We start from the raw sequence: 16,079 nt of genomic DNA, 5'->3' as shown, positions 1-16,079 counted from the left end.
AAATAAAAAAACAACACAATGCTAAGACTTCTTATTTTACCAACCTTATTTCTTTTAAGCTGTAACCCTAAGGCCCAGAATTCACCCGCGAAAGGTGATGATTTGGCTCCTCAATTTTCTTTACCTAAAAAGTTAAAGGAAGTTTCCGGCATCACTTTATCAAAAGATAAAAAGACCATTTGGGTGATAGAGGACAGGGGGAATAAGAATGCTGTATATGGACTGAGTGATAAAGGAGAAATGCTTGCCAAGGTACCGGTAGAAAATGCTGAGAATACGGATTGGGAAGATATTATATCAGATGCTCAGGGAAATATTTATATTGGAGATTTTGGAAATAATGATAATGACAGACGTGATCTAGCCATTTTAAAAACAGATCTTAAAGACGCTGCTCAAAAAACGACGCAGGTTGTTCAGACAACAAAGTTTCATTATGAGGGACAGACAGAATTTCCACCAAAAAAATCAAACCTGTTGTATGATTGTGAGGCATTTGTAGAAATGGATGGTAACTTCTACCTTTTTACAAAAAACAGAAGCAAAGGCTTTGACGGAACGTTCCTTGTGTTTAAAGTCCCGAATAAAGAAGGAGATTTTGAGGCTAAATTGATTGGCAAATTAAAACTTCAGGGAGGTTATAATGATGCAGCTATTACATCAGCTACTATTAATACTACCAAAGACAAAATTGTATTATTAACGCATAAAAATGTTCATGTTCTTACAGGATTTACAGCTGAAGACTTCAGTGCGGCCAAAATTCAAAAGATTTCTTTAAACCATAATTCTCAGAAAGAAGCCATCGTTTTTCAAGATGACAAAACCTTAATGATTGCAGATGAAAAAGGTAAAAATGAGGGTGGAAATGTCTATCAGTTTTCTATTCAGCCATAAAATCTTATATTTGCCGCCATTACTAATTAAACATGAAAAAGATATTTTACGTACTATTGGGAATATGCATGCTTTCTTGCAGCAGCAATGATGATATTGTAGAAGAGGGACAAGATGTGTATACTGATAAGGCTTATAGGTCCCATCTTAGTGGAATATTTGTTACAGATCCTGTTACAGATCCCGGCTATTATCAATTTACTTATACAAACGGAAGTCTTACTGAGGTTTCCAATAAATTTCCACCCTCACCAGAATTTCCAAATTCAGCTTATCCCACAACCACGTTGTTTTATGAGAATAATCAAATCAAGGTATTAACGACTTCGATTGGTGATTCCAGATACACACTCTATACTATGGATGGTAAAAAACCTGTGAAATCTGAACAGTATACAATGGCCATTAACCAGCAATACTATCTTAATAATACAGCTTATTATACTTATGAAAAGGATAGGACAATAATTTACAGAGAATATAATGCAACTGATAAGACAATGGTTTCAACTTATTCCTTTGATAGTAAGCATAATCTTATTAAAAGTGAGGAGGTATCTAAATCTAAATATTCAGGAGAGTTTGTAAATATCATTGTTTATTCAGATTTTGATAATTCCAAAAATCCATATAAAAACTTATGGTTGCTTGATGGTGTTGCATATATTAAAAGTTTATCATCCAATAATTTCAGAAAAATGGAACATACGTATGGATATATAAATTCCGGAGTTTTTGAACCTGACTTTACGATGTCTTATACTTATAATAATTATAAATATGATTCAAACGGGCAACTTCTATTGTATTATCCGTTATAAGATCCATGTATTGACTAATAAAAAGTTTTCTAAAATCATTATTACTTTATGAAATAGATAAATATCCATAACATAGAATCTAGGGTGGTTATTTATCTATCTCATTTATCCTTTATTATCTTACTAATTAATTATGAAAAAAATATTTTGCATTTTATTAGGAATTAGCTTGCTTTCATGCAGTGGCAGTAACGATGATATTACAAATACTGCAGAGGAAGTTCAGGAAGCCAATTCGCAACCTGACAAAGGGTACGCTTTTTATGTTGACTCCCCCTTTACTCCTATTGGTCCTGATAACTACTATAAGTTTAATTATAATAACGGTAATTTGACAAGAATTTCCGGAAAGAATGGAACTATTGCGGGAACTTTCGTTGATACCTATACAGCTCTATCCTACCAAGGGAATCAGGTAACGGTTGAATACTCATGGGCTTCCAGTTTGAATCCTGAACATATCAATTATACAATGAAAGATGGCAGGCCCATAGAGGCAGAATATCGTAGAATAGAAAATAATATGCCCTATTATACTGTATATCAACGAAAATTTTATACCTATGAGAATAATACAATAAAAGTATCTATTTGGAGAAAGGGAGTAGTGGAAGAAGAGGAAGCTGTTGTAACTTATTCTTTTAATAATGATCAAAACCTTGCTAAAAGTGAAAAGTTAGAAAAAAGGAAAGGGAAACCTGTCTTTATGACTACTACAATCTATTCAGATTTTGATAAAGCTAAAAATCCATTTAAAAAATTTGGGTTGGTCAATGATATATTATATGAGAAAAGTTTGTCAGTTAATAATTTCAGAAAATCCGAATCAATCCAAACTATTTTCATGGAACCAACTAATCCTACTTATAAATCAACAGGTGTGAATTTTTACAAATATGACTCAAAAGGACAAGTACTATTGTACTATCCTCTATAAAAATAAAAGCTCCGCAGAAATAATTGTGGGGCTTTTTTAATTACACAATTTATTGATAAGAATTTAAGTTCAGTTATATACTTCCTGCTTTATTGATATATTATTATATTTGCGGTCATTACTAATTAACTATGAAAAAGATATTTTACGTACTATTGGGAATATGTATGCTTTCTTGCAGCAGCAATGATGAAGCGGTAGAAGATACCCGGGATTTGCAACCAGATAAAGCCTATGGATTTTATATAGATGCTCCCTATTCAAGTAGTACGCCTGTTAATAATACTCATTATCAATTTACCTATGAAAATGATAATCTAAAGACTGTTTTTCGTTCGGCTCAACCACCCTGGCTAATATTTTCTTTGTTGTATCAGGATAATCAAATAAAAGTTTTTAGTGGTAATATTAGCAGTAATGCCTATGTACTTCATAAAATAGAAAATAATAGGACTATAAAATCAGAATATTATAATTTCAGTTCTGAGCTTTTTAAAACAAAGTTATATTATTATGCAGAAAATATGATATCTACACATGAAAAAGAGGGAAATAGGGATGTTTATATAACTTATTATTTTAATTCCGCCAATAATCTTTTTAAACAAGAAATATTAGAGCAAAAAAATGGTTTAAATTTGGGAATAAAAACTATTATTTATTCAGATTATGACAAGGCTAAAAATCCATTTAAAAAATTAAGATTAATTAATGATATATGTTTTGTTAAAAGTTTATCAGCTAATAATTTTAGGAAGATAGAATCTTCTTACTATGATTTAGCTTCTGGATCTACTACGCAAACAGAGGTTTATAATTGTGACTATAAATATGATTCAAACGGGCAGGTTCTACTATACCACCCACTATAAATTAAAAATCCACAGATACTTTCTGTGGATTTTTTTTGAATAATATAGAAATGTAAGTGAGGTTTATATTTATTACGGAGTAAGATAGGAGATATGAATATTTCCACTAGATATCCTGAAGTTCTGCGTATAGCGGCAACGTATTCTGAAAGTATCTCCCGGATTAAAAAAATTGATGGAAGATAAATTATGATTCAGCCCTGTGGTACGTTCTCCGTGGCCGGTGGATATGCCAGCAAACGTAGTTTGACTGGGTGATACTCTTTGGATGTAGGAGTTTGCTGTTCCTGCTGTTTTCCCTGATGGATTTAGATTCAGGTCATAGGTAACATAAGGAACAATGTTGTAAAATCCGGCCTTAACTACTGTAAATAGCCCCGTTCCGGAATTGTAGGTCAAATAAGCAGTATCAATCTTATTGCTTACATTGAAGATATAGGTCTGTGAATAATTTTCATGAGTATTCACCGGAGTGGTATGAGTTCCTGTATAGCTTCCACTGGCAGGACTGATGTCTGTTTTATTCCCAACATAAATTACTTTTAAGAAATTTTCAGATTCTATACTTTTCCATACCGGTGCATTTCCCGTTCCGTTTGACATTAAGAACTCTCCTTTGCTCCCTGAATTTCCTTTGGTATTTGCATTTCCCCCCACATTAATGTCTTTTACAACCTGGAGAGAACCATTAACGTGTAATGAATGTTGTGGAGTTGGTGTATGTATCCCTACTTGTGCAATTGTGTTTATGGACACAGCGAATAACGCTATGTATAATAGCTTCTTTTTCATCGAGTTGTTAATTTTATCGAAATAATTTTAAACAAATATAATTTCTTTTTAAAACATCTGTTTTTCTTAAATCAATAAGTATATTGATGTATGAATGTGGCTGTTCTATAATGCAGAAAATATGGCCTTTATTTAAAAGCCATATTTGTGTTATTACTAAAAAATGTTGATTAAAAAGTGGATTTATTAAATTTTATTTAAATTCATTTTTATTTTAAATTCAAATATTTTAATCGTAATACGTTGATTTTTAAGTGTAAATTGATTGAAAATGAATTTTATTTTATGATGTAAAAATTGGAGTTAATTTATTTCTATTGAAAGTGTGTTTTCTAAAATTTCATACCTATTCCTGCAGAAACCCTTCCGCCATCTGCACCATAGAAATAGTTTAGTCTTGCAGACATCATTTCAACGATGCTCAGCCAAACTCCGGCTCCAACAGATTGATGCCATTTTCTTGAGTATTCATTATCATTCCATACGCGGCCAATGTCATAACCTACAAGGATTCCCATGTTGGCAGGAACAATATTGTTTCTGATTCTTCCAAAATCCCATCGTATTTCAGAGTTATTGATAAAGTATGATCTTCCGGAGAATCTTTCATTTCTGAATGCTCTCATACCGTTATTGCCACCAATAGCAGCGGCTTGATAGAATTCAAAGTTATGATTGTTGATCCACATCGCATTGCTGGAGTTGGCAAACACAAAGATTCCTTTTTTATCAATTCTGTGGTCAATCGCTAGTTTTCCCTTTACAGTAAGGAAATTTTTATTGAAATTAGAGAAAGTAGCTTTCCAGTCTGCATTTAACATGAATTCCATTCCAAGAGTAGGAAAGGCTACATTATCTGCATTTTTATAACTAAATGTATAATTGGCTCCTAAAAATTGCTGGCTGTTGAAGACTTCTGGTCGCACATCCGGAGATTGGTTAATAAAGCGGCCATCCTTTCTTTGTACTTTATTATCTTCAAAAGTAAGCTGAATCTGATGGCTGAAGTTCATCCAGTTTTTCTTGGTAATTGAGGGTGCTACACTGAACTTTGAAATCCTTGCTCTATTGTATTCTCTTTCCGTTTCTTCCTTATCATAGGGACTTTCATTGGAAAGACCAAAGAAATTCTGGGAAAACCTTGGAGTAGTATAAGATGCATCCAGATTGAAATCCCATCCGGAAATAGCTTTCTTGAAAACTCCTTTATAAGTAAGACTGAATCCCGCCGTGGCAGTATAAAAATTAGCTTTTAAACTATGCTTTTGGGTAAAAGGATCACGAAGAAAATTATTTACGGTATAGTTGGCCAGCATGCCTATGATCACTCCATCATCCGGGTTATAATCCGCATTGGGATAGCCTGCTACAGAATTGTACTTAGGGTGTTTATAATTATAGGTGTTTATTTCGTAATCGTTAGAAATATTTTTCGTTGCATTACCAGATTTATAGGTATTCTTTTGAGATAGGAAATCATAGATTTTTACCTTTCTTCCATCTTCTACCTTGTATACATCATGATTGTAGCCGCCAATCAGCCTGATAGTCATTCTAGGTCGTCCGGTTCCCACTACTTCATAGATATCATCATCTTCCAAACCATAAATCCACAGCTCCTTTGTTTTTGAATCATGATAGGTCTTTTCAAAAACCAGTTTATTTTTATCCTTGTTTTTGCCTAGTTCATATTGTTGTACCTGTACGGAGTGTCCGTTTTTGGTAATAACAAACTTGTCAGGATTTACAGTTCCTGCTAAAGAAACTTTTTCCTGCAATATATTGTAATATTCAGATGCGTAGCCCTGTAGTTTAGTCTTTCGTATCTTTAGTTTTCTTTCAATGTCAGCAATGGTATCATCCTGTACTTCCTTGGGGAGATTGTGGAAGGCATCATCAATATCTGCATCCGTTAAATGTTCCTGTATGTATTTTGCCTGCGTTTCCCACTCTTCCTGTGTTGACCCTTTTAAAAAGACAAGATCCATTGGATAAGGCTCCATATTTACCCATTTTACACTACTGATATCTTCTGTAAATGTTTTCATATGGCGGATTGCCGGAACATTCATGATAAGTTTGAATGCTGCTCCGTCATATTTACTGAAAGCCTGATCTCTGTCTTTTGGAATAGGTTTATAAATGATTTTATCTCCATCTTCATATTCTGCCCATTTCCATTGATCAGAATGCCTGTCCCAGTCCCCAATAAGCATATCAAAAAGTCTAGCTCTGATATAAGATTCTCTGTCCACAGAATATTTAGAGCTTTTGCTGAGGTTTTTTAATACATCGTCTGTAGAAAGTATATCCTTTGCATTATTAAGATAAGTCAATGTTTTTGGATCCGAAGAAAAACGTTCTTCAATCATATACATTTCATCACCGTAGTTGAGGTTGTATTTATCTAAACCCTGTTGTTTAGGAATATAATATAATTTTGGATTACTGTGTAAAATATTAAGCTTCTCAGCCATATTTCCTACAGAAAATGGAGTGAATGGATGATTTGTGGTATAGAAGTCCAATAAGAATTTCTCCGGAAAAGTATCTGTAAGCTCTTCACCAAAAGTACTCTTTGTAAAAGCCATATTATTGAGAAAGCGAACAGCACTTTTTTTCACACCCCGCATTACAAATTCCTGTCCATCCTTAGCTTTTAATCTTAAACTATTAGACTGATTTCCTCCACCTTCCCTAAATGGAATAAAACCACCATTGAGTTCAGAAAGATTGGCCGTTGGGGCCTCAATCGGAATTCCATAATACTTTCTGTAATGTTCTCCCCACAACCATCGGTAAAACTTCCCCTTTTGGGTAAGCTGTACAGGGTAAATGCTGGAAGAGAAAGTAGATGGAAATGTATTGGGAAAATTATTCACAAATACATCCGGCTTAGAAACTACAGAGATTTGGGTTAATTTTTTTAACTGATCATTTTGGGTAGAGAAATATTCGACGTCTGTACTTTGGTCTTTTCTGATATTTAAAACAGCAAAACCATTACCTCCATAAGAAAAATCAGTATGTTCCGTAATGGTAGACGGATCTACCTTAGAACCTGCACCACTTATGATCTGTCTGATGTTACCATCTTCATGATATTGTAAATTGTGATCATGTCCCGAAACGAAAATAATATTTTCCTTATCCTGTACAAGACTTTTTAATCGGTTAGCAAGGTCTGCATAATGCTGGTTGTTGAGGTCTGCAGGACTTATTCCGGAAGAACTTCGGAGTACATTGATAACACTGGTTATAACAGGTACAGGAACTTTACTTTTAAAAGGAAACAAATGGGACTTAGCAGAATTAAAGCCTGCATGAGTTCCACTGCTTATGACAGGGTGATGCAGCGCTACAATAATTCTTTTACCCTGATTTTTAATGATCAGATCCTTAAATTCTGTAAAGAAATCTTCACGGGTCTTGATATTGCAGTTTTTATTGATTCCAGGATAATTATCCCAATTGGCAATAACCCATTCTGTATCAATTGCTATCAATTTAATATCATTGGATATATTAATATCATCAATCGGGCAGCCATTTTTAGGAAGAAACGGCTTTTTATCATCAAAGTATTGTTTTACAAATGCTTCCTGAGCTTTTAAGCCGTCTAAACCGTTATACCAATCATGATTTCCGGGGATTACTAATGTTTTTCCCTTAAAATTTTTAGTGATGGCAAGCTGATTTTCCAGTTTTTGTTTGGCTATATCATAATCTTTATCCGTTTCCTTAGGCATTCCGTTAGGGTAGATATTATCACCCAGAAAGATCAGCATAGAGTTGCTGTTTGCCGAATCTAGTTTACCTTTAAGGAAGTTCAAGGTTTTTTGGGCCTGAGGTTCATCTGCATTTCCGGCATCTCCGATGAGGAAAACCTTAAAGTCATTTTCAGATTTTATCTCGGAATCTTTTACTTCAAATAAGTTTTTGCCTTTTTGTACGTTATAAGTTGCGCAGGAATATAACACTCCGGCGGACATTACTGTTCGTAAAACAATAGAAGTATTTTTTAGATGAGTTTTAAAGGATAAATTCATAAATTTACATTAACAAAAATTCAGGAATGAGCATTCTACACAAAGCTAAAAATTATGTTGAAATCTTATTCAAAGATAAGTTATCTTCGGTATATTTTTATCATAATTTTATCCATACTGCCTATACCGTTAATAAGGCAGAGGAAATCATGAAAAATACTCCTGTTTCTGAAGTGGATCAGGAAAAGGTACTCGTGGCTCTCTGGTTTCATGATACCGGCTATATAGAATGTGCCATGAATCATGAGGAAAGAAGCGTCGAGATCATGAAAAACTTTCTAAATCAGGAGAATTTTCCTGAAAGTTATATTGCCGATGTAGAAAAACTAATCTTAGCTACCAAGATTAATTATGAACCTCAGGGATTATTAGAGAAAATTGTAAAGGATGCTGACTTCAGTCATTTTGCAGGGCATGATTACAATGATATTTCTGATGCTTTAAGAAAAGAATGGGAGCTTACCAATGTAAGATGCTTTTCCAATGATGAATGGAATGCCGGAAACCTTGATATGCTGAAAAATAAGCATACCTTTTATACAGATTATGCCAAGGAAAACTGGGAACCTTTAAAAAAGAAAAATATCAAAAAAATTGAAAAGAAACTTGTAAAAGAGGAGGAGAAAAAAGATAATTCTGAGGGAAAGAAAGAAAAAGAGAAATCAGATAGAAGTGTAGATACTTTATTCCGCGTGACCCTTAACAACCATACGAGGCTGAGCGATATTGCAGACAGTAAAGCGAATATTCTTTTATCGGTAAATGCAATTATTATTTCGGTTTGTCTTTCCGTACTGGTTCCTAAATTGGATGCTCCGAAAAATTCACACCTTATTCTTCCGAGCTTTATACTATTATTATCCAGCGTCCTTACCATAATATTTGCTATCCTGTCTACAAAACCAAATGTAACGAAGACAACATTTACTAACCAGGATGTTACCAACAGAAAAGTGAACCTGCTGTTCTTTGGAAACTTTCAACAAATGCTTTTTGATGACTATCATAATGCAATGAGGGATTTGATTAAGGATAGAGATTATATTTATGACTCTATGGTGAAAGACTTGTATTATCTTGGAAAGGTTCTTGACAGAAAGTATAAGCTTTTATCCATTACGTATAAAATATTTATGGCCGGAATTATTATTTCGGTGTTATCATTTGGATTTGCTTTCCTTAGTCTTTAATAAAAAATAAAACACGATGATTGTCAGACAGCGTACAAATTGGCTGAAAATGTTATTTATATGGAGGGGTTCCGTATTAAAGAAAATTGTAGTTCAGCTTATTACGATTAGTCTGTTTTCTCTGGCAATCTATTATTTCAAAGGAAAAATCTTTGATTATAAAGTACACCTTAACCCTACCATCTTTACATTGATTGGGCTGGCACTGGCCATTTTCATGGGATTTTGCAATTCCGCGAGCTATGACCGTTTTTGGGAGGGCAGAAAACTTTGGGGTCTTCTTGTCATTGAAACAAGATCACTTACAAGACAGATTCTATCTCTGGTAAATGATTCGTCACCGGAGGCTAAAGAAGAAAAAGAGAAGATTATTAAGATGATTTCTGCTTTTTGCTGGTCTCTGAATTATCAGTTGAGAGATAAATCAGGAACAGAACATTTATCAAGACTATTATCTCCGGAGCAGGTAGTGCAGTTGAAAGATAAAAAGTTTATTCCAAGCATTATCCTGGGATTTATTGCCGATTGGCTGAATGAGCAAAATAAAAAAGGAAATATAGATACCATCGTAATGACCTCTATGGATCATCAACTTAACCAGTTTTCTAATATTTCGGGAGGATGTGAGAGGATTTATAATACACCGCTTCCATTTGCTTATAGTATTTTGCTGCACCGCACAGTTTATTTATACTGTTTTTGGCTTCCTTTCGGGCTGGTAGATTCTTTGGGCTGGATGATGCCCTTAATTGTTTTACTGATAAGCTATACCTTTATTGCACTGGATGCTATTATTCAGGAAATAGGGGAACCTTTTGGGGAAGAGGAAAATGATCTTGCTTTGAATAGTATTTGCCGTACCATAGAATTCTCTATTTTTGAACAGGCTGAAATCCCACAAGGAGAGTTGAAAAAAACAAATTCCTATTTTATAGATTGATCCTGGCAGATTGAAACTCTCAACGCCAGCAATCCTGTAATCCCCTGAAGATCTTCCACCTTTAGAAACTCTACATTATGCTGTAGAATATTTTTCTTTTGAAGTCTCGAAATGTAGTCCAGATATTCTTTCTGATTTTCCATTCCAAAGTAGACGATGGTGATTTTTCCGGGAGCAGTGATTCTTTCTGAAGAGTCCTTTACATGGGCTTTGTCCAGACGTTTTTTTATAATTTCATAATAAGAATTGTAGGCTCCGTCTACATCAAATCGTTTTTCATCCATTCTGAAACGGATGTCTATTTTCTCATTATAAACGAAAATCAAAGAAGCTATATCCAATGAAATAGGGAGATCCTGTTTAAAAGTCTGGAACTCTAGTTCCATTTTGCAGATAGTCTTCAGCTGCCAGTACCTTAATTTATGTACCACTTTTGAAGTATATTGCAGTTCCGGGGCAATATTATGACCAATGTACAGATTATGCTCTACACCATCAGACTTGAATCTTTCATAGTAATGGGGGAAAATCTGCTGGGCTTTGATTTGGTTTTCATCCAGCATATCTGCCAGTTTTCTATTGAGAAGCGTAATAGAATCGTCCAGTTTTTTTCTGTGATTATAGAATAGATCCGTTTGGGGACGTACCTGTAAAAAATAATCCTTGATCTTTGTCTTTACTTCACGGGATGATCTTACTTCCAGCTTGGCTTGTAAAAAAGGATGAATTTCTTCTCTCAATAATCTTTGAAAACGTTGTTCCGTATCCGCTTTGATCTCATTATTCAGTTCATTCTCGAAAACATCAAGAGCTAATGTGAATTTCTCTGAATCAGAATTGGTTAGGGCTAAAATATCAACTAACCACTCAATCTGTTGGTTGAGATCCTGAAGCATTAAGTTAAAACGTTTTTCAGAAGAAGAACGAATATCAGAGACACCAAATAAAGGAGTGAGATTTTTAAATGATATTTGCTTTAACGTATATATTTTTTTTCCAAGTGATGCCGTAAAATACTTTTCAGCTTCATTCCTGAACTTCCATACCACGCTATCGTGGATGGAGGTGTACTCACGCTGGATAATGGCTTCTATCTGGTAATTTTTTTCAAAATAGAACCTACTCAGAGAGAAGAGAATCATGTCTGAAAAAAACTCCATTTTTTTGAGCTTTAACCCATTAAAACTACCGGCAATAGAAGACGTAAATTCCATAATTGCAAGTAGATCATTATCTTTCATAATAGGAATGACCATGAAACTGTTGACATTATTATCCTTTAAAATATTGAAGGAAGGAAGCTGCCTTATATTTTCATCCAGGTTGTTCACATTGGAAACAACAATAGGCTTAGAATTATGACTGATATTATTGAATGTATTTATTCTGGTTTCTTCGTCAAAAGTGTTGATCCAGAAATCAAGAATATGATTGGTTAGTAAACTTTCATAAATAGGAAGTTTATCCAGTTTTTGTTCTTTCTTATTGAAAGTCATCAGCCCGAAGTTGAGGTCTGCTACATCAAAATAAGATTTAAAAATTTCGGTCAGATTTTCATTGGGGTTTAAGTCTTCAGGATCAATTTCAATCATGCTTGATTTCAGATCAGACAATGCCACTTCAGAAGTACAATCTACCAGTGAAATAATGGTGAACCCTTTTAGTATCCATGATTGTGATGGAAAATACTTTTTCCACAGTTTAAAATCATCAAGATTTTCCAAAAGCATATCCAGAATATCATCAGAAGGAATTTTTGCTAGTTCTGTAGGATAAATTTCAGTGAAATCTGAATTTACAGTAATCTTATAATGCTTCATGATCCCCTGTTTATTGGGGATGTCATAATAGAAAGGGATCGTACTTTTAATATCTTTCTTGAAATAAGTCTGAAGAATCAGACAGCAGCAGAATACATAAAACTCATTGTCATTAATGTTTCGGAGTTCTATCTCAAAGTCTTTTCCTGCATCTTTAAGAATTCCTTTAAATCTTTCGGTGTAATTAAAGGTGATATTAGAAAGAGGGATACTTGCGGCTTTTATTTCATTGTTGGTAAGCCCGGTAGGGAAGAGGTCAGCAAGAAGTAACCGGATGAGGTCTTCATATTTTTCCAAAAGAGTGATGTCCTGAAAACCATCTTTCAGCTCGGTGAAATTCTTTGTCCTGTCAATTAAGGATTCAGCATAATTAACCCTGTATTCCAGACGGTCATTATAGCGGATATGCTCCAGCACATCCAAATATTTTTTGAATGATATATAAACCTGAAAGGGAGAGTCTTTTTTGTAAAGATTGGCCAACTGCTGAAATTTAGAGTAAAGTTATGAAAAAAACACCATTTTCAAATGTAGTCTTTTACCGGAAGAATTAGCATTGTAAGGACATTTTATTTCATGTTTTTTATGTTTGGTTGAAGTATATATATCATTATTTAGGGTTTGCTCTTTTTTCTCTATTTATTGCTTTGTTTTTTATTAATATAGACTTCAAAAAAAACCTTCCAGATGAACTGAAAGGTTTTTTAATATAGTGTGGATAACTTTTTATAATCCGAATATCCCTGCAAATAGATCAGGGAAAACTCCCAATGCGATAATCGTTACGATGACAACTACTGCAACAATATTATAAGTAATTGTTACTTTTTCTGAAGACTTGAATGTAGATTCCTTAAAGAAAAACATTGCAATGATAAGTCTTAAATAGTAAGCGATAGATAGAGCAGATCCTAATACTGCTACCAATACCAAGAATGCAGCTCCGTTCATTGCCTGAGAGAATAAAGCAAATTTTCCCATGAAACCAGCTGTTAGCGGAACTCCTGCCATTGAAAGCATAGAGATTGTTGCTACTGTAGCCAATAGAGGTTCTGTTTTTGCTAATCCTTTGAAAGCACCGAAAGAGGTTTCTCTTTTTAATTTCTCTACCCAGATTAGACACATGAAAACTCCTACTGTAGATAGGGCATATGCAAATAAATAAAAGGCAAGGTTATAAGTAGAAAGGCTAGTCATTCCGAAGAATACCAATCCGATGTATCCTGCATGGGAAACTGAAGAGTAAGCCAACATTCTTTTTGCATTCGTTTGAGCAAGACCCATAACGTTTGCTAAAAGTAATGTAATGATTAAGAATACTCCTAAAACATTAATCCATTCGTGAGTAACTCCTGCAAACCCGATTGTCATTAATCTGAATAAAGCAAAGAATCCTGAGATTTTTACTACACTTGCCATGAAAGCTGTGATTAATGATGGAGAACCTGCGTATACATCAGGGCTCCACATATGGAAAGGAGCTAATGCTACTTTGAATGCTAATGCACAAAGAATCAATAATACACCTAAAATAAACATTACATTGGTAGCGTTTGCCACTCCAAAGTCATGAATTTTATAGAGATCAAAACTTCCAGCACTTCCGTAGATAAATGCAATCCCGAAAAGTAAGAAACCAGTCGCGAATGCACCCATTAAGAAATACTTGATTGAAGCTTCGTTTGATCTTAAATCAGTTTTGTTGGCACCTGCCATTACATATAATGGGATAGAAAGGATCTCAACACCTAAGAACATTGTTACCAAGTTCTGGTATCCGAAAAGAACAATTCCTCCAACTAATGCGAATAGCATCAATGCATATAATTCTGACTGGTGGCTTCTGTGGTTGCTGAATGCAAAACCTCCCAGAAAGAATAACAATAATGTGGTTACAATTGATATTTTGGTGAATAATGCCGTATTGGCACTGTATTCATACATATGCTTGTACTGATCGAAGAACGAACATTCAGGCATAAAGCTTACATACAATGCAATGATTAGTCCCAAAATCCCAATGTATCTTGCGAATTTTCCTTGTTCAAAAACTCCTGAAAATAACGCAATAACTGCCGTTAGGAAAACAATAATTAAAACACTCATAATATAGATTTGAGATGTGAGATTTGAAGTTTAAAGTACAAGGTTCAAAGTTTAGGATTTAAAGTCTCAGGTTAAATTTCCTGTCTTTAATTTCTTTGCCTTTTATCTTTTACTCTTCTCTAATCTCTTAATTTTTTAATTTTTAAATCTTTTAATTTTTTAGTTAGCCATCGCCATGTAGATAAACTTCACTGAACTACTCACCATGTCGATTACCGGTTGTGGGAAAATACCAAGTAAGATCACAAAAACCGCTAAACTTGCCAATACAGAAAATTCTACACCAGATAAATCTTTTGCTGTACTTAAAACTTCTGCATTTCCTTCTCCAAACATTGCTTTTCCGTAGAATCTCAATAAGTACACTGCACAAAGAATTACCGTAAGACCCGCAATTACTGCTGCTGTTCCGTTAAAATCATACACTGATTTCAACAAAATAAATTCCCCGATAAATCCATTTGTTAATGGAACTCCCATTGAACCTAATATAATAATCAAGAACAATACTGCAAACTTAGGAGCTACTTTAGCTAAACCACCCATTTGTCTAATATCTCTTGATTTAAATCTCTTGTATAAAATATCACAACAGTAGAATAATCCTACTACGTTGATACCGTGAGCAAACGTTTGTACCAAAGCTCCCTCAGCACCTTCAACATTGAAAGTTCCTCTTAAAGTAACTACTGCTGAAGCAAAGATTCCTGCTACCATCAATCCTACGTGAGAGAAAGATGAATAGGCAATGATTCTCTTCATGTCTGTCTGGATAATGGCAATCAATGCACCGTGAACAATTCCTACGATAGCAAGGATGATTACAATTTGTCCTGAAATTCCGGCAATAGGAAGTGGAGTAATTGGTAATAAATAGCGCATCAGACCATAAACTGCCATCTTAAGCATAATACCGGATAACAACATCGATCCCTGAGTAGGAGAGTAGGTATAGGTATCAGGCTGCCAGGTATGGAAAGGGAATACCGGTAACTTCACTGCAAATGCAAAGAAGATAAACCAGAATACCACTGTCTGCTGTGTTTCGTTCAGTTGTGCATTGTATAGATCCGTTAAAGCGAATGATGCAGAGTGGTTGTACACATAGATCAATCCGGCTAACATAAATAAAGATCCAACGAATGTATATACGAAGAATTTCGTAGTGAATTCAAACCTTTTATTTTCTTGTCCCCAAAGTCCGGCAATAAACCAAATTGGAATCAAAGTTACTTCCCAGAAAATATAGAACAACAATCCGTCTAAAGAAGTAAATACTCCTACAAGACCAAATTGCATCAACAGAATCAGACCGTAGAATGTATTTCTGTAGTTTACACTTTCATTGAAAGAAGATAAAATGATGATAGGCACCAAAATATTAGTCAGTAATAACAGAAGCATGCTCATCCCATCGATACCGAAGTGAAGAGAACTCTTCATAAATTGTGACCAGGGATAATTGATCTCATGCTGCAATACGCTGTCTACCGTCGGAGTAAAATCAAAATCCGATAATATATAGAACGTAAGGAGCATTTGTACCAATGCAATTCCCAGTGCCAAATATTTGCTGGAATTACTCTTCCATGCAAAAACTAATCCCGAACCTACTAGAGGTAAAAGTAATAATGTTAATAATAAACAAGACATTA

11 protein-coding genes are annotated in these 16,079 nt (G+C 34.3%); 6 read left to right on the top strand and 5 right to left on the bottom strand.

The genetic code is table 11. The features are described from left to right. The first annotated feature begins 18 nt into the window (after window positions 1-18). The 4 genes from C7D53_RS15825 to C7D53_RS15810 all read left to right on the top strand — a co-directional run bounded on the left by C7D53_RS15825 (window position 19) and on the right by C7D53_RS15810 (window position 3,527). A complete protein-coding gene (locus C7D53_RS15825; protein WP_106917384.1) occupies window positions 19-897 on the top strand; it encodes an SdiA-regulated/phytase-like domain-containing protein in 879 nt (292 codons plus the stop codon). A gap of 32 nt (window positions 898-929) precedes the next feature. Then, window positions 930-1,718, top strand: coding sequence for a hypothetical protein (locus C7D53_RS15820; protein WP_162926201.1), 789 nt, complete (start codon window positions 930-932; stop codon window positions 1,716-1,718). A gap of 133 nt (window positions 1,719-1,851) precedes the next feature. Further along, window positions 1,852-2,655 carry a hypothetical protein gene (locus tag C7D53_RS15815; RefSeq protein ID WP_106917382.1) on the top strand — a complete coding sequence of 268 codons (804 nt, stop codon included), beginning with the start codon at window positions 1,852-1,854 and terminating at the stop codon, window positions 2,653-2,655. Window positions 2,656-2,786: 131 nt separating this feature from the next. Further along, window positions 2,787-3,527: a hypothetical protein gene (locus tag C7D53_RS15810; RefSeq protein ID WP_106917381.1), complete on the top strand. Its 741-nt coding sequence runs from the start codon at window positions 2,787-2,789 to the stop codon at window positions 3,525-3,527. 72 nt (window positions 3,528-3,599) lie between these two features. Here the strand turns inward: C7D53_RS15810 and C7D53_RS15805 are convergent, their stop codons facing one another. Next, a complete protein-coding gene (locus C7D53_RS15805; protein WP_106917380.1) occupies window positions 3,600-4,319 on the bottom strand; it encodes a hypothetical protein in 720 nt (239 codons plus the stop codon). 332 nt (window positions 4,320-4,651) lie between these two features. After that, window positions 4,652-8,368, bottom strand: coding sequence for a metallophosphoesterase (locus tag C7D53_RS15800; protein ID WP_106917379.1), 3,717 nt, complete (start codon window positions 8,366-8,368; stop codon window positions 4,652-4,654). 26 nt (window positions 8,369-8,394) lie between these two features. Between C7D53_RS15800 and C7D53_RS15795 the strand changes: the two genes are divergently transcribed. Both C7D53_RS15795 and C7D53_RS15790 read left to right on the top strand, forming a co-directional pair. Continuing rightward, window positions 8,395-9,558 carry a Pycsar system effector family protein gene (locus tag C7D53_RS15795; protein ID WP_106917378.1) on the top strand — a complete coding sequence of 388 codons (1,164 nt, stop codon included), beginning with the start codon at window positions 8,395-8,397 and terminating at the stop codon, window positions 9,556-9,558. Window positions 9,559-9,574: 16 nt separating this feature from the next. After that, complete coding sequence (locus C7D53_RS15790; RefSeq protein ID WP_106917377.1) at window positions 9,575-10,498, top strand: bestrophin family protein; 924 nt, start codon at window positions 9,575-9,577, stop codon at window positions 10,496-10,498. Here the strand turns inward: C7D53_RS15790 and C7D53_RS15785 are convergent. The 3 genes from C7D53_RS15785 to C7D53_RS15775 form a co-directional block, all read right to left on the bottom strand. Then, window positions 10,483-12,801, bottom strand: coding sequence for a GAF domain-containing protein (locus C7D53_RS15785; protein WP_106917376.1), 2,319 nt, complete (start codon window positions 12,799-12,801; stop codon window positions 10,483-10,485). The two genes, C7D53_RS15790 and C7D53_RS15785, sit on opposite strands and share 16 nt — an antisense overlap. Window positions 12,802-13,044: 243 nt before the next feature. Then, window positions 13,045-14,424 carry an NADH-quinone oxidoreductase subunit N gene (locus tag C7D53_RS15780; protein ID WP_106917375.1) on the bottom strand — a complete coding sequence of 460 codons (1,380 nt, stop codon included), beginning with the start codon at window positions 14,422-14,424 and terminating at the stop codon, window positions 13,045-13,047. A 159-nt stretch (window positions 14,425-14,583) separates the two neighbouring features. Further along, a complete protein-coding gene (locus C7D53_RS15775) occupies window positions 14,584-16,077 on the bottom strand; it encodes a complex I subunit 4 family protein (RefSeq protein WP_106917374.1) in 1,494 nt (497 codons plus the stop codon). Window positions 16,078-16,079 lie beyond the last annotated feature (2 nt).

This window comes from Chryseobacterium aurantiacum (assembly GCF_003020585.1).
GTDB lineage: Bacteria > Bacteroidota > Bacteroidia > Flavobacteriales > Weeksellaceae > Chryseobacterium > Chryseobacterium aurantiacum.
This window is presented reverse-complemented; position numbering and strand designations above follow the sequence as displayed.

Bases quoted from the DNA above. Each gene is read 5' to 3' on its own strand.
- C7D53_RS15775 (WP_106917374.1), bottom strand. From the start codon at position 16,077: ATGTCTTGTTTATTATTAACATTATTACTTTTACCTCTAGTAGGTTCG.
- C7D53_RS15805 (WP_106917380.1), bottom strand. From the start codon at position 4,319: ATGAAAAAGAAGCTATTATACATAGCGTTATTCGCTGTGTCCATAAAC.
- C7D53_RS15795 (WP_106917378.1), top strand. From the start codon at position 8,395: ATGAGCATTCTACACAAAGCTAAAAATTATGTTGAAATCTTATTCAAA.
- C7D53_RS15790 (WP_106917377.1), top strand. From the start codon at position 9,575: ATGATTGTCAGACAGCGTACAAATTGGCTGAAAATGTTATTTATATGG.
- C7D53_RS15810 (WP_106917381.1), top strand. From the start codon at position 2,787: ATGAAAAAGATATTTTACGTACTATTGGGAATATGTATGCTTTCTTGC.
- C7D53_RS15800 (WP_106917379.1), bottom strand. From the start codon at position 8,368: ATGAATTTATCCTTTAAAACTCATCTAAAAAATACTTCTATTGTTTTA.
- C7D53_RS15825 (WP_106917384.1), top strand. From the start codon at position 19: ATGCTAAGACTTCTTATTTTACCAACCTTATTTCTTTTAAGCTGTAAC.
- C7D53_RS15820 (WP_162926201.1), top strand. From the start codon at position 930: ATGAAAAAGATATTTTACGTACTATTGGGAATATGCATGCTTTCTTGC.
- C7D53_RS15815 (WP_106917382.1), top strand. From the start codon at position 1,852: ATGAAAAAAATATTTTGCATTTTATTAGGAATTAGCTTGCTTTCATGC.
- C7D53_RS15780 (WP_106917375.1), bottom strand. From the start codon at position 14,424: ATGAGTGTTTTAATTATTGTTTTCCTAACGGCAGTTATTGCGTTATTT.